This is a genomic window from Paenibacillus medicaginis (assembly GCF_042138635.1).
Classification (GTDB): Bacteria; Bacillota; Bacilli; order Paenibacillales; family Paenibacillaceae; genus Paenibacillus; species Paenibacillus medicaginis.
In genome coordinates, this window is record NZ_JBHIRY010000023.1 from 19,773 (window position 1) to 40,564 (window position 20,792).

24 protein-coding genes and 1 tRNA gene are annotated in these 20,792 nt (G+C 48.7%); 22 read left to right on the forward strand and 3 right to left on the reverse strand.

Annotation, left to right across the window (positions count from 1 at the left end; all coding sequences use genetic code 11):
• Window positions 1-223 precede the first annotated feature (223 nt).
• The 4 genes from noc (at window position 224) to ACE5LO_RS19940 (ending at window position 3,503) form a co-directional block, all read left to right on the forward strand.
• Window positions 224-1,042, forward strand: coding sequence for a nucleoid occlusion protein (gene noc / locus ACE5LO_RS19925; RefSeq protein WP_375357736.1), 819 nt, complete (start codon window positions 224-226; stop codon window positions 1,040-1,042).
• 117 nt (window positions 1,043-1,159) lie between these two features.
• Window positions 1,160-1,921, forward strand: a complete 762-nt coding sequence (locus tag ACE5LO_RS19930; RefSeq protein ID WP_375357737.1) for a ParA family protein — start codon at window positions 1,160-1,162, stop codon at window positions 1,919-1,921.
• Window positions 1,914-2,756: a ParB/RepB/Spo0J family partition protein gene (locus ACE5LO_RS19935; RefSeq protein ID WP_375521751.1), complete on the forward strand. Its 843-nt coding sequence runs from the start codon at window positions 1,914-1,916 to the stop codon at window positions 2,754-2,756. Before ACE5LO_RS19930 ends, ACE5LO_RS19935 begins: the two co-directional genes overlap by 8 nt.
• A gap of 225 nt (window positions 2,757-2,981) precedes the next feature.
• Window positions 2,982-3,503: a DUF4446 family protein gene (locus tag ACE5LO_RS19940; RefSeq protein ID WP_375521752.1), complete on the forward strand. Its 522-nt coding sequence runs from the start codon at window positions 2,982-2,984 to the stop codon at window positions 3,501-3,503.
• On the opposite strand, the gene yyaC is transcribed toward ACE5LO_RS19940, so the two are convergent.
• Window positions 3,454-4,062, reverse strand: coding sequence for a spore protease YyaC (yyaC, locus tag ACE5LO_RS19945; protein WP_375521753.1), 609 nt, complete (start codon window positions 4,060-4,062; stop codon window positions 3,454-3,456). The genes ACE5LO_RS19940 and yyaC overlap by 50 nt on opposite strands.
• A gap of 136 nt (window positions 4,063-4,198) precedes the next feature.
• Here yyaC and ACE5LO_RS19950 point away from each other — a divergent pair, with 136 nt between their 5' ends.
• From ACE5LO_RS19950 to ACE5LO_RS19960, 3 genes are all read left to right on the forward strand, one after another.
• Window positions 4,199-5,134 (forward strand): mechanosensitive ion channel family protein, encoded by a 936-nt coding sequence (locus ACE5LO_RS19950; RefSeq protein ID WP_375521754.1) that lies wholly within the window; start codon window positions 4,199-4,201, stop codon window positions 5,132-5,134.
• A complete protein-coding gene (locus tag ACE5LO_RS19955; protein WP_375521755.1) occupies window positions 5,124-5,345 on the forward strand; it encodes a DUF951 domain-containing protein in 222 nt (73 codons plus the stop codon). Before ACE5LO_RS19950 ends, ACE5LO_RS19955 begins: the two co-directional genes overlap by 11 nt.
• Before the next feature lie 65 nt (window positions 5,346-5,410).
• Window positions 5,411-5,501: transfer RNA gene (locus tag ACE5LO_RS19960), tRNA-Ser, on the forward strand.
• A gap of 99 nt (window positions 5,502-5,600) precedes the next feature.
• On the opposite strand, the gene ACE5LO_RS19965 is transcribed toward ACE5LO_RS19960, so the two are convergent.
• Entirely contained in the window at window positions 5,601-5,918 is a 318-nt protein-coding gene (locus ACE5LO_RS19965; RefSeq protein ID WP_375521756.1) for a hypothetical protein, read from the reverse strand.
• A gap of 348 nt (window positions 5,919-6,266) precedes the next feature.
• Window positions 6,267-6,461, reverse strand: coding sequence for a YjzC family protein (locus tag ACE5LO_RS19970; protein ID WP_375521757.1), 195 nt, complete (start codon window positions 6,459-6,461; stop codon window positions 6,267-6,269).
• Window positions 6,462-6,657: 196 nt separating this feature from the next.
• On the opposite strand from ACE5LO_RS19970, the gene rpsF reads away from it, so the two are divergent.
• From rpsF to ACE5LO_RS20045, 15 genes are all read left to right on the forward strand, one after another.
• Entirely contained in the window at window positions 6,658-6,942 is a 285-nt protein-coding gene (gene rpsF / locus ACE5LO_RS19975; protein WP_375357745.1) for a 30S ribosomal protein S6, read from the forward strand.
• Window positions 6,943-6,990: 48 nt separating this feature from the next.
• Window positions 6,991-7,479 carry a single-stranded DNA-binding protein gene (ssb, locus tag ACE5LO_RS19980; RefSeq protein WP_375521758.1) on the forward strand — a complete coding sequence of 163 codons (489 nt, stop codon included), beginning with the start codon at window positions 6,991-6,993 and terminating at the stop codon, window positions 7,477-7,479.
• A 20-nt stretch (window positions 7,480-7,499) separates the two neighbouring features.
• Window positions 7,500-7,769, forward strand: coding sequence for a 30S ribosomal protein S18 (gene rpsR / locus ACE5LO_RS19985; protein ID WP_355323004.1), 270 nt, complete (start codon window positions 7,500-7,502; stop codon window positions 7,767-7,769).
• A gap of 694 nt (window positions 7,770-8,463) precedes the next feature.
• Window positions 8,464-10,203 (forward strand): ABC transporter substrate-binding protein, encoded by a 1,740-nt coding sequence (locus ACE5LO_RS19990; RefSeq protein ID WP_375521759.1) that lies wholly within the window; start codon window positions 8,464-8,466, stop codon window positions 10,201-10,203.
• A gap of 255 nt (window positions 10,204-10,458) precedes the next feature.
• Entirely contained in the window at window positions 10,459-11,424 is a 966-nt protein-coding gene (locus tag ACE5LO_RS19995; RefSeq protein WP_375521760.1) for an ABC transporter permease, read from the forward strand.
• Window positions 11,425-11,478: 54 nt separating this feature from the next.
• Window positions 11,479-12,402, forward strand: coding sequence for an oligopeptide ABC transporter permease (gene opp4C, locus ACE5LO_RS20000; protein ID WP_375521761.1), 924 nt, complete (start codon window positions 11,479-11,481; stop codon window positions 12,400-12,402).
• Between the two features lie 39 nt (window positions 12,403-12,441).
• Window positions 12,442-13,425 (forward strand): ABC transporter ATP-binding protein, encoded by a 984-nt coding sequence (locus ACE5LO_RS20005; protein ID WP_375521762.1) that lies wholly within the window; start codon window positions 12,442-12,444, stop codon window positions 13,423-13,425.
• Complete coding sequence (locus tag ACE5LO_RS20010) at window positions 13,422-14,387, forward strand: ABC transporter ATP-binding protein (RefSeq protein WP_375521763.1); 966 nt, start codon at window positions 13,422-13,424, stop codon at window positions 14,385-14,387. Before ACE5LO_RS20005 ends, ACE5LO_RS20010 begins: the two co-directional genes overlap by 4 nt.
• Window positions 14,388-14,419: 32 nt before the next feature.
• Window positions 14,420-15,436, forward strand: a complete 1,017-nt coding sequence (locus ACE5LO_RS20015; protein ID WP_375521764.1) for an ABC transporter ATP-binding protein — start codon at window positions 14,420-14,422, stop codon at window positions 15,434-15,436.
• Window positions 15,433-16,425, forward strand: a complete 993-nt coding sequence (locus ACE5LO_RS20020) for an ABC transporter ATP-binding protein (protein WP_375521765.1) — start codon at window positions 15,433-15,435, stop codon at window positions 16,423-16,425. The genes ACE5LO_RS20015 and ACE5LO_RS20020 overlap by 4 nt, the downstream gene beginning before the upstream one ends.
• Before the next feature lie 78 nt (window positions 16,426-16,503).
• Entirely contained in the window at window positions 16,504-17,454 is a 951-nt protein-coding gene (locus tag ACE5LO_RS20025; protein WP_375521766.1) for a D-alanyl-D-alanine carboxypeptidase family protein, read from the forward strand.
• A 352-nt stretch (window positions 17,455-17,806) separates the two neighbouring features.
• Window positions 17,807-18,859, forward strand: coding sequence for an LCP family protein (locus ACE5LO_RS20030; protein WP_375521767.1), 1,053 nt, complete (start codon window positions 17,807-17,809; stop codon window positions 18,857-18,859).
• 117 nt (window positions 18,860-18,976) lie between these two features.
• Window positions 18,977-19,405, forward strand: a complete 429-nt coding sequence (locus ACE5LO_RS20035; RefSeq protein ID WP_375521768.1) for a CBS domain-containing protein — start codon at window positions 18,977-18,979, stop codon at window positions 19,403-19,405.
• A gap of 152 nt (window positions 19,406-19,557) precedes the next feature.
• Window positions 19,558-19,860 (forward strand): MazG-like family protein, encoded by a 303-nt coding sequence (locus tag ACE5LO_RS20040; RefSeq protein WP_375521769.1) that lies wholly within the window; start codon window positions 19,558-19,560, stop codon window positions 19,858-19,860.
• Window positions 19,861-19,866: 6 nt separating this feature from the next.
• Window positions 19,867-20,781: a DUF2232 domain-containing protein gene (locus ACE5LO_RS20045; protein ID WP_375521770.1), complete on the forward strand. Its 915-nt coding sequence runs from the start codon at window positions 19,867-19,869 to the stop codon at window positions 20,779-20,781.
• The last annotated feature ends 11 nt before the right edge of the window (window positions 20,782-20,792 follow it).

Genomic DNA, 20,792 nt, shown 5'->3' on the forward strand with positions numbered 1-20,792 from the left:
ACGGTTTTTTTAGGATACTTCCCTTTCATATAGGATAATAGTTTCAAAAGAAAAAAGCGTGCAATGGAACAGATAGGATTATAGGCAAAAAAGTGATAGAATAGAAGTAACCGTTTTTGTATTTCACGTCTCCTGAAATTGGGGGCAGCGGGTAAGTGGAGATGGCCAACAATTGGCAGGCACAGAGATATGTCCATTTTGAAATTAGGTGGTATTATACGGAATGAAAGAACAAATTTCAAAGCTGTTTGGTTTTGCTGAGCGTGCAAGTGGGGACGAGGTCAAGAATATCCCGATCCATGATATTGTAAGCAGCCCTTACCAGCCCAGAACGATCTTTGATGACGACAAGATTGATGAGCTATGCCAGACGATCAAAACACATGGTGTAATTCAACCGATTGTTGTGCGGTCCCGGGACGGCCGTTATGAAATTATTGCAGGTGAACGGCGCTGGCGTGCGGTAACGAAGCTTGGCATGGATAGCATCCCGGCCATTGTCCGGGAATTTAATGATTCGCAAGCTGCTTCCATTGCGTTAATCGAAAATTTGCAGCGAGAAGGGCTGACAGCGATTGAAGAGGCTGTAGCGTATCAGAAATTGATTGACCTGCATCAACTGACTCAGGAAAGTCTTGCACAGCGTCTCGGGAAAAGCCAATCCACCATCGCCAACAAAATTCGTTTGTTGAATCTGCCGGAAGCTGCGAAGACAGCGCTGATGGAGCGCAAGATTACCGAAAGGCATGCCCGGGCTTTGCTTTCATTGGATAATGAGGAACTGCAGCAGAAGGTGCTTTCCGAAATCATAGCCAAAGAACTGAATGTGAAGCAGACGGAAGCGAGAATTGCTTATTATAAAGAAGCTTCCAAAATTAAAAAATCAAAACGTATTTCGTTCACCAAGGATGTTCGTCTGGCACTGAATACGATCAGGCAGTCTATCGATATGGTATCCGGCTCCGGACTGGATATTAAGACAAAAGAATCCGACAATGAAGACCACTACGAAATCGTTATCCATATACCAAAACGCAAATGAGTAATTGAACCGTAGAAGCGGCAGCGATTGCCGCTTTTTCTATCTACAACTCATCTGCGTACAGATGAACAAATTATGACTACAAGAGACCCCCTATTAAATTATGAGGTGAACGAATTGTCCAAAATTATAGCTGTAGCCAATCAAAAGGGCGGAGTAGGGAAAACGACCACTTCCGTTAATTTGGGCGCCGGACTTGCTTCCCTCGGCAAACGGGTACTGCTCGTGGATATTGACCCGCAGGGCAACACAACCAGCGGAGTAGGCATCAATAAAGCAGATGTCCCTAACTGTATATATGATGTGCTCATTAATGAGGTTGATCCCAATGAAGCAATAACGTCTACACAGGTGGAAGGGTTGGATATCATCCCAGCCACCATTCAGTTAGCTGGTGCCGAGATTGAACTGGTGCCCACGATTTCCCGTGAGCTTCGACTGAAGAAATCTCTTCAGCTCGTAAAGAATAAATATGATTATATCCTGATTGATTGCCCACCGTCCTTGGGCATTCTGACCCTCAACTCTCTGACAGCCGCTGATTCAGTCATCATTCCTATACAGTGCGAGTATTATGCCTTGGAAGGCTTAAGCCAATTGTTAAACACGGTAAGACTTGTTCAAAAGCATTTGAACACTTCGCTGCAGATCGAAGGTGTGCTTTTAACGATGTTCGATGCACGTACGAATCTTGGCATTCAAGTTATCGAGGAGGTCAAGAAGTATTTTCAGAATAAAGTTTACCAAACAATTATTCCGCGTAATGTTCGTTTGAGTGAAGCGCCTTCGCACGGCCAATCCATCATTACCTATGATCCCCGTTCACGTGGAGCGGAAGTATATATTGAATTGGCAAAGGAAGTGGTTTCTTATGAGTAAAAGACTTGGAAAAGGCCTTGATGCCCTGATTCCATCTCTTACGGTCAGTGATGACGATAAAATAGTGGATATCCCGCTAACTCAGCTGCGTGCCAATCCCTACCAGCCGCGCAAAACGTTTGAAGAAGATGCGATTAAGGAGCTGGCTGAGTCAATCCGTCAGCATGGTGTAATTCAGCCGATTATCGTAAGAAGCGTCCTGAAAGGATACGAGATTATTGCCGGTGAACGCCGGTTTAGAGCTTCTCAATATTGCGGTAATACCACGATTCCAGCCGTAGTTCGAAACTTCTCTGACCAGCAGGTCATGGAAATTGCTCTTATCGAAAATCTTCAGAGGGAGAACCTGAACGCAATGGAAGTGGCGGTAGCGTATCAGGGGTTAATGGAGCAGTTCTCACTTACTCAGGAGGAATTATCCATGAAGGTCGGGAAGTCGCGCTCCCACATTGCCAATTTCCTCAGATTGCTTTCCCTTCCTGATGAGGTTAAAGACTATGTTTCACGTGGAACATTGTCAATGGGACACGCCAGGGCGATTGTCGGGGTGAAAGATGAACAGATTCTCAAGCAGCTGGCGATGCAGTGCATTAATCAACATTGGAGTGTCCGGGAACTGGAGCAGGCAGTCCAAAACCTGGATCACAAGAAGGATGACGACAAGAGCAAGCTTAAGAAGAAAAAGAAAGACCCGTATATTGAAAATGTAGAAGAGAACTTGCGTGAGCGCTTTAAAACGACCGTGAAGATTAAACATAATAAAGACAAAGGGAAGATTGAACTGAATTATTACAGTCAACAGGATCTCGAAAGATTGCTGGAGCTCTTGCAGTAATTTTCTTGAATAAAATAGAGAGTGTAAAAAAAGCAAAAATGACATATCGACCTCCAGTGAAAAAATGGAAGGGATATGTCATTCTTATGTCCGAACTAAGTCATTGAACAAGATTTTCGAGTTACCTGCTGAAATATCCAAAACTTAGGCCTTGTTACGAGACACAAAAAAAGCCGAATGCGAAAAGCAGGACAATTAAATAAGACAGAGGGGTAGAAACGGCAAATGGCTGAATTAAACGGTCTAATTATGGAACAATTATCTTTGTTCATTACGGGAATCGCATTCTTTATATTTATCCTGCTGATTATAGTTATGGTGCAAGGGGCAAAACTGCGAAAAATGCGCCGTAAATATGAGGTTATGATGTCAGGCAGCGGTGTAGATGATTTGGAGACCCTGTTAATTGATTTGAAGATGCAAATGGATTCTATTGAGGACGAACAGCAGAAAAGCCGGTCCGTGATGGAGGCTATTCGACACCAGATGAATGGAATGAAAGCCAACATTGGATTGACCCGCTATAATGCTTTTAACGAAAGGGGAGGAGAGCTAAGCTTCTCGTTGGCTTTGCTGGATCAAGCAAGCGATGGAATGGTGCTTACAGGCATTTATAACAGGGACGGTTCCTATGTGTATGCCAAGCCGGTGCAAAGCGGCACTTCCTCCTATATGCTGTCTGATGAAGAAAAGGAAGCTATTTCTCTTGCGCAGCAAGCGGCGCAGAACGGTAATGCCACTCCGTAATCGCTGAATAGAGGCTTTTGGAAATAATATCCGAAAGCTTCATGACCAGACTCAGCCTGGTATTCTGCAAAACAAAATATTCCATGAAGCCGCCTACATTCACAATACCAGTCAAATGGATATTGCCGACAGGCGGCAATTCTTTGTTAACGCCAGCACCGGGCCGCAGCGGTCCTTCTGCTACCTGGATACAGCCAACGCTGGAGCTTTGCCCCAAACAGGCATCAATGCCAATAATAAAAGGATCATCATGGAGTCGATGAATCTTGTCTAAGGTTTCCTGCAAATTCACGGCATGCACAGGTTCGTCAAGTGTACCGTACAAATGAAAGAGCGGGCTTTTCCATTTGGCAAGACTTGTCCCAACCAGTGGTCCCAAGGCATCTCCAGTGGACCGGTCCGTCCCGACACATACGATAACCAGATTTTTCAAACTGTGAGCCTGGTGAAGGTGGAATAATAAACGATGGATAATGGCAGATTGGATTCCATGATCGGTGTGTGGTATTTTAAGACTGGATGGCTCCGTTTTGGAGACGGTACTGGACGAAGGATTCATGATATCTTCCTTTCCTGCATCGATATAGTAGTAACTAGTATATGGAATACTCCTTGCTTTTATACTTGGCACAGTAGAGAGAATAAGCTTTAAATAAATGAAGGTTGAGAGCTATCAGGAGAGGATGAAGAACCGTATGCTGCAGCAGATACTGAACAGCAATGGGACAGACACTGCAGATGAGGCGGTGGTGCAGGCTGTTCAATGGAAGGATCAGATTTGGGCCTGGTTGACGGATGTCAGCATGTGGACAAATCTCTTATATGTCTGCTTGAAAATAGCCGTCATTTATTTTATTGCCCGGGTTGGGATGCGTATCATCTATAAATTGATCGATAAGGTGATGGAACGGCGTGAGGGAACAAGAATCCGTTTGAATACACGGCGGATGACTACGATTGGCGAACTGCTGAAAAATGTGGTGGCTGTAGTGTCCAATTTTATTCTGATTTTGCTCGTTTTATCACAGATGGGTATCGAGCTCGCTCCTCTAATCGCTGGTGCAGGTGTCATCGGACTGGCGGTCGGCTTCGGCGCGCAAAGCCTGGTCAAAGATGTGATCACTGGTTTTTTTATCATTTTCGAGGATCAGTTTGCAGTAGGTGACGTTATTCAGACAGGTACTTATAAAGGAACGGTGGAGATTATCGGCCTGCGGACGACAAGGCTGGTAAGCTGGCAGGGTGAGGTATATATTATCCCCAACGGACTCATTACTACGGTAACCAACTTCTCCATAACCAATTCATTAGCCGTGGTGGATATCCCGATCAAGACGGAGAAAAGCCTCAAAGAGGCGATACAATTGGTGAAAAATGCCGTAGAGGGCATTCAGGAGCGAAATTATAAAGTGACATCGCCTCCGGACGTGTTGGGTGTTCAATCCATGACGACGGCTGAGTATGTAATCAGAGTGGTTGCGGAATGCCGTCCGAATACAAATGCCGTGGTGCAGCGAGAAATTCAGACAGAGGTTAGAAAAGCCCTCGAAGAGGAAGAAGCGGTAAAGCTGACTATTGAGGAAACGGCAGTCACAGAAGAGGCGAAGGAGGAGCGTAAAAATGGAGCGTAAAGTATTCCAGTTGGGGGATATCGTTCAGATGAAGAAGCCTCATCCTTGCGGGAGTAATGAAATGGAGATCATCCGGATGGGTATGGATATCCGTATCAAATGTGTAGGATGCAAGCACAGTGTGTTAATCCCGCGTGCAAAGTTTGAAAAAAATATGAAAAAAGTGCTGCGTTCTGCAACGGAGGAGACCGACCCAACGGAATCCATGTAAAATTCGGCAGCCCCGCTTTTTTAGTTGCAATGTTGTACATTCTGTGGTAAAATCAAAATTGCTGCGGAAAGGTACCCAAGAGGCCCAAGGGGGCTGACTCGAAATCAGCTAGGCGTCGCAAGGCGTGCGTGGGTTCGAATCCCACTCTTTCCGCCATTACTTACTACAATATCGAATAATGAAACCTTCCGGTTTAAACGGAAGGTTTTTTTGCATGCTTAGCAGGGAAATGGAATGTTTTTCTTGCGATTTCAGTTAAAATGGATTGGGTGGATAATTGTACCGGGAAGATTTTTTGATTGCTGTAATGATACATAGAATTCCTGTAATGAGATGCAGCAGCCAGCCAATGACCGGGATCCAGGCAAGCAGGGAGGCAACAATTCCAAACCAAGATCCGTAAGCAGGCTCCTGATTACGCACGGATAAAATAGCGGTAATCAGATGCAGCACAAACATAAACCCAAGCGCGCTGTAACCCGAGAAAATAACGATAGAGCCTCCAATGACCGGTATGGCCAATCCAAGCTCCAGAATGCCGGAAATCCACTTCAGAACACGGGAAATACTCATTGGATAACCCCCGTTATCAAGTATGTATAGTTCGGTTGATGTAGTCTATCCGAATTAAGTAAACCTTCTAAATTCTACCATGGGGAGCATTGAACATCAAGAAGGAGAACCCTAAAGGTTCTCCTTCTGTCCGGCGGTGCATAAATGGATTTTGATCTTTCCCTAACATCCTGAAACCCAGCGTATTGTCTGGCAATACCGTGCTAAAAGCACTTTCTGTTGCTTCTAATGCCTGGAGTCGATCCTCCAACAGTCATGTCCGGCTACGTCGTCCAACGGAACCACACCTCTCTGCTGCACCGCCTGATGATATTATGAGCAGGGAGGCAGCCCATTATACATGATAATTTAGTGTACCCGCGCTTTTGTTTTCTTTTTCCACTTGCGGTCTTTATTCGTCGTTTCGGGGAATGCTTCTCCCTTATGGAGCTTCACCTGCTGCGGATTTGTGATTTCCGTATGGAAGCTGGCTTCCCCAACCTCCATGTATACTCCATTGTTTGGTGCTTTGTCCCCTGGTTCAAATTCGGTTTTTTCACCCATATGGCAGACCTCCTTTTATGAATTGAAATTTGGATTCTGAAAGCTCCACACGTATTTTGCCCGTACTGGATGATAACATGTGTTTTAGAGTTGCAATGGAAATGTTCATCTGGTATACTATTTTGGTGCGAGTTTAGGCTCGTTCCTTGCTCTCAACCAAGATTGAGGGCCTTATGTCCATAAGGAGGTGTATGAAATGCGCAAATACGAAGTGATGTACATTGTTCGCCCTGACATTGATCAGGAAGCCCTTCAGGCTGCAGTCGAGAAGTACCAAGGTATCATCTCCAATGGCGGTGGTGAAATTACAAACCACGACATTACGAAACGCCGTCTTGCGTATGAGATTCAGAAGTTTCGTGACGGTTCCTTCGTTCTGGTTAACTTTACGGCAGAGCCTGCTGTAGTTGCCGAGCTGGAGCGCCAAATGAAAATTTCTGACGAAGTCATTCGTTATCTCATTACGAACGACGTTGCTTAATAAGCGTCTGGTGATGTAGTTGCACAACGTTCAAAGGAGGGGATTAGATTGTTGAACCGTGTCATTCTGATTGGTCGCTTAACCAAAGATCCTGAACTGCGCTATACACCATCCGGTGTGGCAGTAACCCAGTTTACGCTGGCTGTGGACCGTCCGTTTACAAGTCAAGGCGGGGAACGGGAAGCGGATTTCATTCCGGTCGTTACCTGGCGCCAGCTTGCGGAAACCTGCGCCAATTATCTTCGCAAAGGCCGTCTGACGGCTGTTGAAGGACGCATTCAGGTACGGAACTATGAGAACAACGAAGGTAAACGGGTATACGTTACTGAAGTGGTCGCTGATAATGTCCGTTTCCTGGAGTCGAACCGTGAAGGCGGCAACAGCAGCGGTGGCGGAGCTATGCGTGAGGAGCCTTCTTACGGAGGCGGCGGACGCGGAAATGGGAACGGGAACGGGAATTATACGCGTAACAATCAAGATCCTTTTTCCGATGACGGTAAACCGATTGATATTTCGGATGATGATTTGCCATTTTAATACGAAAGGACTGACACAGAATGGGCTTCAGACAAAGAGAAGGCGGAGACGACAACAAAAGACCGGCTCGTCGCGGTCGCAACAAGCGTCGTAAAGTATGCTATTTCACTGTGAACAAAATTACTCACATTGACTATAAAGATACTGATCTGCTGAAAAAATTTATTAGCGAGCGTGGTAAAATCCTGCCTCGCCGTGTAACAGGAACAAGCGCGAAATACCAACGTATGTTGACAATCGCTGTCAAACGTTCCCGTCAAATCGCTCTGCTTCCGTACACTACGGAGTAATAGCATATCAGCAAGCAACAACGGGCGTCCTCTGTGAGAGGGCGCCTTTTTGCTGAATAAAAGAGATTTTTTTCCACTAACTCTACAGACATGCTTGACAGAAGTTACATGACATTGTAAGTTATTACTAATCCAATTCTATCCAAATTCCATTCACATAGCTGTAACTTCGCATGAATCCCACTATAATGACCCTTCAATATGATCCATTGATTCAGGCATATGATTACATGTAAGTTTAAATTTTTAACTTTCTATGTAATATACATGTTAATCAAACACTTTTAAGGGTCCTGAATGATGGCGTAACATTCCATTTTTTTATAAACAATGTTGGCTTTAACTTTCAAAAAATATATTGACGTAAAGTAAATTGACACTGTAAGATGAATCATAATTAAAGGATAAGGTTAGCTGCTTGTTGTAATTGACCAACGGTTTAAAGGTCAACAGTTTCTTTGCATCAAAAGTAGAGGGGGGTGCAGCGTACAGTATCCAGGTTTCACCTGCAACAATCACCAAGAATTCATATGAGATTAGCTTATGCTTGTATTTCCCCGCTTCTGCTTAGGGGGGCATTTTTTCATCTATTGTGGTTAAGTCCAGAGCTAGTGTTTCACCTTCTTTGCCTGCAAGTTTGCAGGCCCAAATTATTATGTAAGTAGTTCATGCTTACTGAAGGGGGAATTACCGCATGCTAAACATGAGAAAATGGTTTTATATGGTCTTGATGATTGCGTTAATGGGTTCGATGCTAACAGCCTGCGCTTTGGGAGGCGGGGGCGAGGCCCAGACTGCGGAGCCGGCGACAGAGGATACAAAGACAAACGAAATAGCCGAGCCTGCAAGTGAAGGGGTCATTGAAGCAGCGGATATGTCGCTGAATCCGGATTTGGCGAAGCAGCGTACGGATACGGTCATTGTAGGCTTGACAGCTCCGAAAGGGGTATTTAACCGTTTATTCCGCCAGACTGTTTATGATGATTATGTTGCAAGATCTATATTCGATTCATTCCTGCAAGTACAGAAAGACGGTACATATACAGAAAATCTTGCGGACAGTGTAGATGTTTCCGATGACGGACTCAAATACACCTTCCACCTTAAACCAGGGGTAACTTACAGCGACGCTACACCAGTGACAGTTACAGATTATGCTTTTGTGTTGAGGGTATTGCATGACCCGTCATATGACGGAGAGATAGATGCTCTTGCTTTTAACATCGCAGGCGGCCGGGATTATTTTGAAGGAGACGCCAAGGATATATCGGGTGTTAAAATCATTGACGACAATACCATTGAGATTACTGTAACGGAAGCAACGGCATATACAAGAGACTTCCTCGGGGATTTGCCGATGATGCCTGAAAGCTATTACGGCAAGAATTATACCAAAGGCAATCTGGACGGAATCAAGGCACTGCACAACAAGCCCCTCGGCTCCGGACAATATGTGCTGAAAAGCTTTTCGCCAGGCCAGGAAGTCGTGCTTGAGGCAAATCCGAACTACTTTAAGGGTGCACCAAAAGTGAAAACGGTCATCTTCAAAACGACAACGGAAGGAACCAGCTTATCCATGCTGCAAACGGGCGAGACGGATATGGATAACATAACCGTCACCGAGGACAATGTGGAGGAGTTGAGTTCACTCGGATTTTTGAATGTGCATATTATGCCGACCAACGGCTACGGATATATTGCTTTTAACCACAAGGAGAAAAAATTCCAGGATCCGAAGGTTCGTCAGGCGTTGACTGTCGGCCTCAACCGGGAGGAAATTGTGCAGGGAGTCTATGGACCATACGCCAACGTGCTGAATATTCCGCAATCCACGGAGTCCTGGGCGTACACGGATGAAGGGATCGAAACTTATTCATTTGATATGGAAAAGGCCAAACAGTTGTTGGATGAAGCTGGATGGAAGGCTGGCACGGATGGAATCCGCGAAAAAAATGGCGAGAAGTTCAAGATTAATTTCTCCGCTACCGCCGATAACCCGGTGATTGACGCGCTGCTGCCGATTATGACGAACAATTACAAGGAACTGGGCATTGATCTCACGTCCGAAACGTTAGACTTTAACGCCATCATGGACAAAAAGGATACGGGTAACTTCGACATGTTCTTTGCGGCCTGGAGCTTGGAACCAGATCCGGATACAACTGTCTATATTACCGACGGTGCCCAGAATGATATCGGTTATTCTAACACCAAGGTGGATGAACTGACACTGGCTGCCAAGAAGGAACTGGATCAGGAAAAGCGTAAAGATCTGTACAAACAGCTTTATCAGGAGCTGAACAAGGATTTGCCGGTCATCTTTATGTACCAGCGCCGGGATATGTGGCCGATCAATGGTCGCCTGTCGGGATTTGATATTTCTCCTTTCAAAGACTTTGAATATAGCTTATATAGTATGCAAATTGCCCAATAGCCGGAAATGCCCTTATAGAGGTAGTTCAAAAAGTCATCTTTTGATCACGAAGGAAGTCAGGAAGCGGACTCGACATCGAATCTTGAATTCAGCCGGGCCTTCCGGTGCTCACGTACCCCAAGTACGCTCCGCTCCTCAGTCCCTAGCTTCATCCAATCTTCTCGGTGCTGAAAACCTGACTTTTTGAACTTGCACTCATATGCTCAGCTCACACCGGGCTGGGCATATCACTTATGAGCCGGGAGGAGTCTTGCCATGAAGCAGTACATCTTACGCAGGCTGCTGCAGATGATCCCTACCCTGATCGGCATCTCCATCATCGTGTTCGCGATTTCCGCCATGGTGCCGGGAGATTATATTACGGGTAAAGACAATCCGAACATGACGGCCGAGAAGGAGGCCCAACTCCGGCATATTTATGGCCTGGATCAGCCGGAATATAAACGGTATTTCATATGGGCGGGCAATATGCTGCAGGGCAATATGGGGGAATCGCTGCAGCACAAGCAGCCGGTTACCCAGGTGATCAGCAATTATGTATGGAACTCCGTGATCATCGCCTTTTTCAGCCTCATCTTCAGCTGGATCATCGCCGTCTTTGCAGGTGTTTTTTCAGCCAAGTTTCAATATTCGCTGTTTGATAAGCTTGTGACGCTTTTTATTTTCTTATGCATGTCTTTGCCGTCTTTTTTCATAGGTCTCTTGCTGATCAAAATTTTCGCGCTTGATCTTGGCCTTTTCCCGGTCGGGGGAATGACCACGGCAGGGCAAAGCCATGCAGGCAGCTGGACATACGTGCTGGATGTGGCGGAGCATATGTTTTTGCCGGTGCTTGTCTTAACGATGCTCAGCACGGGTAGCCTGACCCGCTATTTCCGCACCAGTATGCTTGAGGTGATCCGTCAGGATTACATACGAACCGCACGGGCCAAAGGCTTGAAGGAACGGACCGTTATATTCAAGCATGCTTTGCGCAACGCGCTGATTCCGGCCATTACACTGCTGGGCTTTGAGCTGCCGGCGCTGTTCGGAGGGGCCATCATTCTGGAGAAGGTATTCGTCTGGCCGGGTGTCGGTCAGGTCTATCTGGAATCGATCACGATGCGGGATTATCCGTTCATGCTGGGCTTCACTATTTTTCTGGCCATTCTGACACTGCTGGGCAACCTGCTGTCTGATGTTCTGTACGGGGTGGCGGATCCGCGCATCCGCTTAAAGTAAAGCTTTGGTGGAATATATGGCCCAAGCTTATCTCTGACGATAGGAGGGATTCGGTTGTCCAGTGAAACGGTGTCCGTTGAAATGAATCAGAAGACTCCTGTGCGCCGTGAAGAGTCTCCATGGAGAATGGCGATGCGGCGCTTCATACGCAACCGGCTGGCTTTCATAGGGCTGGTGATCCTTGTCATCATGGTGCTGATCAGCTTTATCGGCCCCAGACTGTCGCCTTACAACGTGAATGATTACAACCTCACCCACAAGAACGAGGCGCCGAGCGCTGCCCATTGGCTTGGCACGGATAAGTTGGGCAGAGACATCCTGCTGCGGACGATGCTGGCAGGCCAGATTTCATTGACTGTAGGACTGGTCGCAACGGCGATTTCTGTGGTGATCGGGGCGACGCTGGGCTCATTGGCCGGATTTTACCGGAGAAGTGTAGATACATTGATCATGCGTGTCGCCGATATATTTATGTCGCTCCCACAACTGCCGCTGCTTATTATTCTGGGGGCGGTATTGTCGGATTTGAAGATTAACCCGGTGAACCGGATCTATTTTCTGATGCTGATTATCGGGGCATTGAGTTGGACCACGCTGTCCCGGCTCGTCCGGGGACAGATTTTGACACTTCGTGAGCAGGAGTTCATGCAGGCTACTGAAGCGCTGGGGCTTCGCGACCGCCGCAAAATTTTCCGTCATCTTCTGCCCAATACGATTCCGACGATTATCGTCACGGCTACCCTGGGTGTCGCGGGTGCGATTATTACCGAATCCGCGCTGAGCTTTCTCGGCATCGGCGTCGTTCCGCCTACGCCTTCATGGGGCAATATGATTTCGGCTGCCAACAACCTGATCGATTTCCGCAAACGTCCATGGCTCTGGATTCCGCCAGGCATGTGTATATTGGTTACCGTCGTAGCGATCAATCTGATCGGTGACGGGCTGCGTGACGCGCTGGACCCCAAAATGAAAAGATAGGCTGCAGCTGAGCTTATTCCCGGGAAGGAGACGATGCTTATGGAGAATGCATTGGTTGAATTTCGTCATTTGAAAACTCATTTTCATACCTCGAACGGAGTCGTCAAAGCCGTCAATGACGTCAGCTTTAAAATCAGGGAAGGCGAGACGCTGTGTGTCGTGGGCGAATCGGGCTGCGGCAAGAGCGTTACGGCCATGACAATGATGCGTCTGATCGACTCCCCGCATAACTCTGAGGGGGAAATCTGGTTTGAGGGACAGAATCTGCTGTCACTCAATATGAAGCAGATGCAGAGAATTCGCGGCAATGAGATCTCCATTATTTTTCAGGAGCCCATGTCCTCGTTGAATCCCGTGTTAACGATTGGCGAACAGATCATGGAGCCGCTCTTGATGCATACGCTGATGAGCAACAGGGAAGCGAAGGAACGTGCGATTGAACTAATCAGGCTGGTGGGGATTTCCCCTCCGGAGGTTATATTTAAATCCTATCCGCATGAACTGAGCGGCGGCATGCGGCAGCGTATTATGATTGCGATAGCCCTGAGCTGCAATCCCAAGCTGCTGATCGCGGATGAGCCGACCACGGCGCTGGATGTGACCATTCAGGCGCAGATTCTGGATTTGATGCGTGACCTGAAGGCCAAAATGAAAACCTCAATTATGCTGATTACGCATGACCTGGGGGTTGTGGCTGAAATGGCTGATTATGTCGTGGTGATGTATGCCGGAAATGTGATTGAGGAAGCTTCGGTGTTCGATCTGTTCAAGAGTCCGAAGCACCCATATACCCAGGGGCTGCTGAGGGCTAAGCCTGTGATCAATCAAAGACAGGAAAGGCTTTATTCGATACCAGGCCAGGTGCCCAACCCGCTTGACCTGGAAAACAACTGCCATTTTCACGAACGCTGTGAATTTTGCATGCAAGTATGCAGGGAGAAAACTCCGCCGCTTCGTGCCGACGGGCAGGGCCACAAGGTGGCCTGTTGGCTATACGAAGAGGAAGGGGGGAGACCGTCATGAGCGAAGCACTGGTCGAGGTCAACCGGCTCAAGAAATACTATCCGATCACCGGGGGCATTCTCCAGCGCAGGGTAGGGGATGTCAAGGCGGTTGACGATGTATCGTTCCGCATCCATAAAGGGGAATCTTTCGGCCTGGTCGGCGAATCGGGCTGCGGCAAGAGCACCATTGGGCGTACCATTTTGAGGCTGACGGACAAAACCGATGGCGAGGTGCTCTACCAGGGCGAAGACATCCATGCCTTGTCCAAGGAGAAAATCCGCCGTCTGCGTCCGAAGATGCAGATCGTGTTCCAGGACCCTTTCAGCTCCTTGAATCCCCGAATCAAGGTAGGCGAAGCTATCGGAGAAGCTTTGCTTGACCATGGGCTGATCGGACGCGGCGAGCTGCGGGAGCAGGTGTATGAGACGCTGGGCATCTGCGGGCTGTCAGCGTATCATTATGACAGGTTCCCACATGAATTTTCGGGCGGGCAACGGCAGCGGATTGGTATCGCCCGCGCTCTGATCATGAATCCGGACTTTATCGTGGCGGATGAACCGGTATCGGCGCTGGACGTGTCCATTCAGGCGCAAATTATCAATTTGCTCAGTGATCTGCAGCAGGACCGGCAACTGACCTATCTGTTCATTTCCCATGATCTTAGCGTGGTGCAGCATCTGTGCACACACATTGGCGTTATGTATCTCGGCTCCATGGTGGAAATGGCCGGCAAGGAGGAGCTTTTCAGCAACCCGCTGCATCCGTATACCAAAGCGCTGCTGTCGGCCGTACCGATCCCGGACCCGACGGTACGGAGGCAGCGGATCGTGCTGCAGGGGGACATCCCCAGTCCGGCCCATCCGCCTTCAGGCTGCAAATTTCATACCCGTTGCCCGCTCGCGGCGAATCAATGCAGACAGGAGGCGCCGGCCTACAGGGATGTGGGAGGACAACATTTAGTAGCATGCCATTTTGTATAAGAGGTAGTTCAATGAAGGGGGATCATTGCAAGGTGACAGAGAAAATACTGGAAATTAATCAACTAACGACCGGCTTTAAAGCGGAAAAAGGATGGATCCATGCGACGGACAGGGTCACACTGACGCTGGAAAAGGGGAAGACCCTCTGCCTTGTCGGGGAATCCGGCAGCGGAAAAAGCGTCACCTCTCATTCCGTCATGCGGCTGATTGATTATGCAGGCGGTAAGCTGCTGAAGGGAAGCATTCTGTTTCACGGTGAAAATCTGGCCGAGAAAAGCCAGGAGGAAATGAGACATATTCGCGGCAACCGGATTGCCATGATTTTTCAGGATCCGATGTCCTCGCTGAATCCGGTGTTTACCGTAGGGGAGCAAATCGCGGAAAGCCTTAAGCTGCACCAAAAGAAGAGCGAGAAGCAGGCCTGGAAGGAGGCTGTCGATCTGCTGCGCATGGTCGGCATTCCTGCGCCTGAAGTTCGCGCCAAGCAGTATCCGCACGAGCTGTCCGGCGGCATGTGTCAACGGGTCGTTATTGCCATTGCCCTGGCCTGCCGTCCGGAGCTGCTGATCGCCGACGAGCCTACGACTGCGCTGGATGTAACGGTACAAGCCCAGATTCTCGATCTGCTCCGCAAGCTGCAGGAGGAAATCGGCATGTCCATTTTGCTGATTACGCATGACATGGGCGTGGCAGCGGAGATGGCGGACCGGATTGCCGTCATGTATGCCGGAGCTATCGTGGAGGAAGGCTCGGTTGAGGAGATCTTCGAAAATCCCGGTCACCCGTATACCTTGGGGCTGCTGAAGTCCATTCCAGGCCTGGAAGGGGAGCGCGGAAATGAACTGTTCACGATACAGGGCAGCATCCCCTCGCTCGGCCAACTCCCGTCCGGCTGCCGGTTTCATCCCCGCTGTCCGCATGCAATGGATATTTGCAGGGAGAAGGAGCCACCGTCCTTCCAGATCGGGAAGGATCAGAGGGCAGTATGCTGGCTGTTTGACGGTCAGGAGCAGGGCAGTGAACTGGAGAAACGGAGTGAACGTGTATGAGTACCGAATTTTTAATTGAAGTGGATCATTTGAAAAAATACTACCCGATTCAAAGCGGGCTGTTCAATCGGGTAACCGGTCATGTGAAGGCGGTCGACGATGTGTCTCTGGCGATCCGCAAAGGGGAAACCTTCGGTTTGGTTGGAGAATCCGGCTGCGGAAAATCCACCCTTGGCCGTGTCATTCTGCGCTTGCAGGAGGCTACGGAGGGGGAAGTGCGCTTCCAGGGGACGGATATCCATAAGCTGCCGGAAGGCAAGCTGCGGGAACTGCGGGAAGAAATGCAGATTGTGTTCCAGGACCCGTTTGCCTCGCTGAATCCCCGTTTTACAGTACGGGAAATTATCGGTGAACCGCTGCTGGTGCACCGCCGCATGTCGGCCAAGGAGATCGATGAGCGTGTCGTTGAACTGATGGAACTGGTTGGCCTGGACGCCTCGCGGCGCAACCGGTATCCGCATGAGTTTTCCGGTGGCCAGCGCCAACGGGTAGGTATCGCCCGTGCGATTGCCCTGAACCCGAAATTTATTGTTGCGGATGAAGCGGTATCCGCGTTGGATGTGTCTGTACAATCCCAGGTACTCAATCTGATGATGAAGCTGCAGCGGGAGTTGGGCTTGACCTTCCTGTTCATTGCCCATGGACTTAATGTCGTCCGTCATATTTCAGACCGTGTAGGTGTGATGTACCTGGGCAAACTGGTAGAGGTATCGACCACGGAAGAGCTGTTCGCCCAGCCTCTTCATCCTTATACGGCGGCTTTGATGTCGTCCATCCCGCGGGCCGATCCGAAAAAGAAGCGGGACCGTATCGTGCTGACGGGTGACGTGCCGTCTCCTGCCAATCCTCCTTCGGGCTGCCGGTTTCATACCCGTTGCCCGCTGGCGCAGGAGGCATGCAGCCAGCAGGAGCCAAAGCTGACAGAGGTGCTGCCGGGACGGCAGGTGGCTTGTCATTTCCCGCTCGGAATCACCGTTGAAGTGAATTAAAAAAATTTTTTGGATTTTTTTCAAAAATTGCAGACAAAATGGCCTTTTCCATCGTCTAATAGATATGGGGGTTGGACGATGATGAAAATGCGGTGGTTCCGCTGGGGGCTTATCCCGGCGTTAATAGTAATTATATTTTTGGCGGCCTACCCGATCGTGCTGATCGGCAAGCCTGATGTGCGCGCGGAAGCCGTAGTTCTGCTGGACCTGCGAACAGGCAAAGTGCTGATAGACGTGAACGGCGGGAAACCACTTCCGTCCGCAAGCATGGCCAAGCTCATGACAGAGCTGCTGGTGCTGGAGGATGTTGCTGCGGGAAAGGTGAATTGGAGCGATGAAGTCACCATCAGCCGTTATGCGAGCACAGTAGGCGGCGTGAATCTGTCCCTGCGTCATGGGGAATTTATAACCGTCAGCGAGCTGTTCCAGAGCATGGTAATCTACTCCGCGAATGACGCAGCCGTGTCACTCGCTGAACATTTGTCCGGCTCGGAGGCCGCTTTTGTACAGCGGATGAATGAGAAAGCGGCGAAGATCGGGCTCTCTAGCGGTACATACTTTGCCAATGCTTCCGGAGCGGAACAGCAGGAGCTTGGTCTGAATCACCCGGCAAATATCCATGGAAATACACGGATGACAGCCGCAGATACGGCGAAGCTGGCTTCCTATCTGCTTTCCTCCCATCCTGAAATTCTGAGCACATCCCGTCTCACTCAGATGGAGCTGAAAGGCAAAGGGCTGTATCTCAGCAACACGAACTGGATGCTTTCTTCGTTGGACGGGCCTTACTCATATACGGGTACGGACGGATTAAAGACTGGATATACGGCTGAAGCGGGATACTGCTTTACCGGCACAGCGGAGAAAAACGGGAAACGGCTGATCGCCGTCGTCATGGGCGCGTCAAGCCGGGAGGAGCGATTTGAGGAGACACGCAAATTGTTTGATTACGGTTTTGACTTCGAGCCGTCACTTAAGGATCGCCTCTTGAGCTGGAGTTATTTGGCTCCTGAATTATCTGAACTGTGAGATTTTTTTAAAAATTGCAATCAGGTTTTGCCCCTGGGCAAAACCTTTTTTTGTAGGGGCCGGCGTGAATAGTGCATTATTGTGCATATATATTGGAATATACTAAAGAAAAGGGCATTCCCTTTTTCCATCAACGAGATTACAATAGGGAGGGCTTGATCCCGTCAAAAGACCTATGTTTTTGACAGAAGGCTGTATAAAAACTTATGCTGGTAACAGAGCCCCATGTGCTCCAATGTTCATGAATGGCGTTAACAAATGAGAAAAAGCAAGCAAATAACTATCGGGCTTGCTGTTGATAGGGTGGATCATACGGGCGGTTCTATTTTATATGTGAAGAAGGAATCATACGATGGAGAAAAAATCTGCGGAAAAGAGAAGAAAAAGGAGGAAGAAGAGGGGAAACGGTTGGCTGATCGGTCTCCTGGTTCTTGTCCTGCTGGCCGGAGGCGCGTATTTGTTCCGTAAACCGCTGACGGCGCTTGCTTTTGATTGGTTCATTTCCCCGACGCTGGAGAGCAAGCTTCAGCAATCCTATCAGCCGCGGGGCGGAGGCAATTTACCGGCCCCTGAGCCGGTATCGTATCAAGATAAGCCGTTTTCCGTGCTGCTGCTGGGTTCTGACAAGCGTCCGTACGAGAAGACCAGGGGACGCTCGGACACGATCATGTTTGCGGCGGTCAGGCCGAAGGAATCGCGGGTGCTCCTTGTATCGGTTCCACGTGATACGTATGTGCAGGTCGTTGGCAGGGATGCAGACCATGACGGGCAGGACGACTTCGACAAAATTACGCATGCCTATGCGTACGGCGGAGAGGAAATGTCCATCGATACGGTAGAGAACCTCCTAGACCATAAAATTGATTATTATGCAACCATCAATTTCCAGGCCATACAGGATGTCGTGAATGCCGTCGGAGGCGTGTCTCTGCCTATTGAAGAGGATATGGAGAACAAGAATCCGAATCATGTGAAGTTCAAGATCGAAGGCGGCAAGTCCGTATATAATGGAGAAGAAGCGATGTATTATGTCCGTTACCGCGAGGACAGTGATTTTAACCGGACGAAACGCCAGCAAATTTTTCTGAACGCGCTGGCCCAAAAAGTACTGACCATTAACGGGATCACTCAAATACCTGAGCTGCTGGACATCATGGGACAGAATTTCCAGACAGACATGCAGCCAGGCTTTATTGTGGATTTGGGCAGACAGGTATTGACACAGACCAAACCTCAAATCTCCAGTTTCACCATTATGGGAGAAGGGTTAAAGATGAATGGCACTTATTATGATAAAGCAAACGAGGAAGACCTGGAGTACGCCAAATCGCTCATTGAAAACTGGATGGACCCCAATACAACGTCTGCGACGTTAAAGCTTCCGGACCGCCAGGAAATTGAGTGAAACGAAAGAGCGTATAGCAGTCCATTCATCAGCAGCCGGTTCGCCGACTGCTGATTTTGTTCCTCGTGGAACAGTGGACAGGGGTCCAGGGAATCTGAAGGAGGATATTGAGCGGTTATGAATATTGCATTTTTTCTGCTGCCCAAACAGGAGGTAGCCTATGTTACATCCGATTCTACGCTGCGGCAAACGCTGGAGCGCATGGAGTATCACCGCTTTACAGCTGTCCCGATTCTGGATAAAGACGGCAGGTATTTCGGAACGGTGACGGAAGGGGATCTGCTCTGGCATATGAAAAATTCAAAAGGGCTAATCACTTTTGAGAACGCTTCAAAGTTCCTGCTTAAGGATGTGCCGCTGCGGGCGAAGATCAAGCCTGTTTCGATTGAAGCGAATATGGAAGATCTGATCAATCTTGCCAAGGTACAAAACTTTGTTCCTGTAGTGGATGACATGGAACGTTTTATAGGCATCGTAAGGCGCAGTCAAATCATCGAGTATTGTGAAAAATTTGTATCAAGGGAATCCATGAATTCGGGCGGATAAAAGGAATATTGCTGGAGGAAAGTCTGCTGGCCTGAGGCTCCAGGGGTGAGGCGGGCTTTTCTTCTGCGTGCCGGGATGTTCCTTCGTAATGAACTTGGGTTATGCTATAATGGAGAATAATGCTCTTTCAGAAGGATGTGGCTCTTCACTATATGTCTAAAGAACTGGATGTAGCCAAACGCGCAAAGGTTATAGAATGGCTGAAGACGGAAGTGCTCGATCAGGTGTCGCGCTTGTTCAGGGCAATTTGGGAAGGAAGCACTTCCCGCATCGGAGACAGTCTGGCAAGTCTGATCATGAGCACTTACATACTGGGCAGGCGGATGGGTATCACGTACAGCGACCTGGATCAGCAGCTGCTCGCCAAACTGAGAAAGCACAGACAGGAGGGCCACCAGCTTGAAGACTGGTATCAGGATATTTCCGCACTCGAAGAACATATGCGTAAGAGGTGAACACATTTGAAATCAAGCGTGGCTGCGGTGGTATGGAGCATCATCTATCTGCTGCTGCTATTATCATTGCTCACTCCACTGAGGGTCCTTACCCCGTTTTTCCTGATCGTGCCCGGTGCCGTATTGTTCGCGTCCCAGCCCGTCAGGCAGTTTGTAGTGTGTGTTATACCGGTGGCGCTGATTCTTGCCATAATCAGTCCGCTGTTTTTGATTCCTATGGCATACTTTTTGATTCCGGCGATAATCATGGGCAGGTCGTATAAGAAAAGCGCACCCGCTTTCCATACCCTCATGATCGGCACCGGTGTCATTATCGCCGAATTTTTGCTGTTGTTGCTGGTGGGAACCTTGTTTTTTCAGTTCGATCTGTCCCAATATATCCGGCAAATCGTAACGGAAATGGTGGCCCCGCTGCAGGATATGACCAATAACAACCCGCTTACCCAAATGAGATGGGATGATGCGGCAACGAAGAATATCGCCGATGTAACGGTGCTTATGATTCCGTATGCCCTGATTGTCACCTCGTTCACGATGGCTGTCATTACGCATGCGTTGACAAGGCCGATCTTGAGCTCCATGGGCATGGCGGTGCCAAAAATGAAGCCTGCCCGCGAATGGAGACTGCCGCGTGCGCTAATTTGGTATTATCTGCTGGCCGTCATCATAGAATGGATTGCCAACGGATCGGATGGAGGCTGGGCGACCACGATTGCCGCCAATCTTGTTCCGCTGATCAATATTTGCTTTCTGATTCAGACAATCGGATTCTTCTTTTTTCTCGTGCATGCCCGCAAATGGAATCCGGTGCTTTCCTTCGTGTTCGCAGGGATCGTGCTGCTTATTCATCCGCTGCGCATCATCGGCATTATCGACTTAGCCTTTCCATTGCGTGAAGCCATTACAAGATCGAAGAGGTAGGGTGAAGAGTC

Excerpts from the sequence above, each read along its gene's own strand:
- rpsF (WP_375357745.1), top strand. The coding sequence starts at position 6,658 with ATGCGCAAATACGAAGTGATGTACATTGTTCGCCCTGACATTGATCAG.
- ACE5LO_RS19995 (WP_375521760.1), top strand. The coding sequence starts at position 10,459 with ATGAAGCAGTACATCTTACGCAGGCTGCTGCAGATGATCCCTACCCTG.
- ACE5LO_RS19990 (WP_375521759.1), top strand. The coding sequence starts at position 8,464 with ATGCTAAACATGAGAAAATGGTTTTATATGGTCTTGATGATTGCGTTA.
- ACE5LO_RS19970 (WP_375521757.1), bottom strand. The coding sequence starts at position 6,461 with ATGGGTGAAAAAACCGAATTTGAACCAGGGGACAAAGCACCAAACAAT.
- ACE5LO_RS19965 (WP_375521756.1), bottom strand. The coding sequence starts at position 5,918 with ATGAGTATTTCCCGTGTTCTGAAGTGGATTTCCGGCATTCTGGAGCTT.
- ACE5LO_RS20030 (WP_375521767.1), top strand. The coding sequence starts at position 17,807 with ATGGAGAAAAAATCTGCGGAAAAGAGAAGAAAAAGGAGGAAGAAGAGG.
- ACE5LO_RS19950 (WP_375521754.1), top strand. The coding sequence starts at position 4,199 with ATGCTGCAGCAGATACTGAACAGCAATGGGACAGACACTGCAGATGAG.
- ACE5LO_RS19955 (WP_375521755.1), top strand. The coding sequence starts at position 5,124 with ATGGAGCGTAAAGTATTCCAGTTGGGGGATATCGTTCAGATGAAGAAG.
- ACE5LO_RS20010 (WP_375521763.1), top strand. The coding sequence starts at position 13,422 with ATGAGCGAAGCACTGGTCGAGGTCAACCGGCTCAAGAAATACTATCCG.
- rpsR (WP_355323004.1), top strand. The coding sequence starts at position 7,500 with ATGGGCTTCAGACAAAGAGAAGGCGGAGACGACAACAAAAGACCGGCT.
- ACE5LO_RS20025 (WP_375521766.1), top strand. The coding sequence starts at position 16,504 with ATGATGAAAATGCGGTGGTTCCGCTGGGGGCTTATCCCGGCGTTAATA.
- ACE5LO_RS19935 (WP_375521751.1), top strand. The coding sequence starts at position 1,914 with ATGAGTAAAAGACTTGGAAAAGGCCTTGATGCCCTGATTCCATCTCTT.
- ACE5LO_RS20020 (WP_375521765.1), top strand. The coding sequence starts at position 15,433 with ATGAGTACCGAATTTTTAATTGAAGTGGATCATTTGAAAAAATACTAC.
- yyaC (WP_375521753.1), bottom strand. The coding sequence starts at position 4,062 with ATGAATCCTTCGTCCAGTACCGTCTCCAAAACGGAGCCATCCAGTCTT.
- ACE5LO_RS20040 (WP_375521769.1), top strand. The coding sequence starts at position 19,558 with ATGTCTAAAGAACTGGATGTAGCCAAACGCGCAAAGGTTATAGAATGG.
- ACE5LO_RS20005 (WP_375521762.1), top strand. The coding sequence starts at position 12,442 with ATGGAGAATGCATTGGTTGAATTTCGTCATTTGAAAACTCATTTTCAT.
- ACE5LO_RS19940 (WP_375521752.1), top strand. The coding sequence starts at position 2,982 with ATGGCTGAATTAAACGGTCTAATTATGGAACAATTATCTTTGTTCATT.
- noc (WP_375357736.1), top strand. The coding sequence starts at position 224 with ATGAAAGAACAAATTTCAAAGCTGTTTGGTTTTGCTGAGCGTGCAAGT.
- ACE5LO_RS20035 (WP_375521768.1), top strand. The coding sequence starts at position 18,977 with ATGAATATTGCATTTTTTCTGCTGCCCAAACAGGAGGTAGCCTATGTT.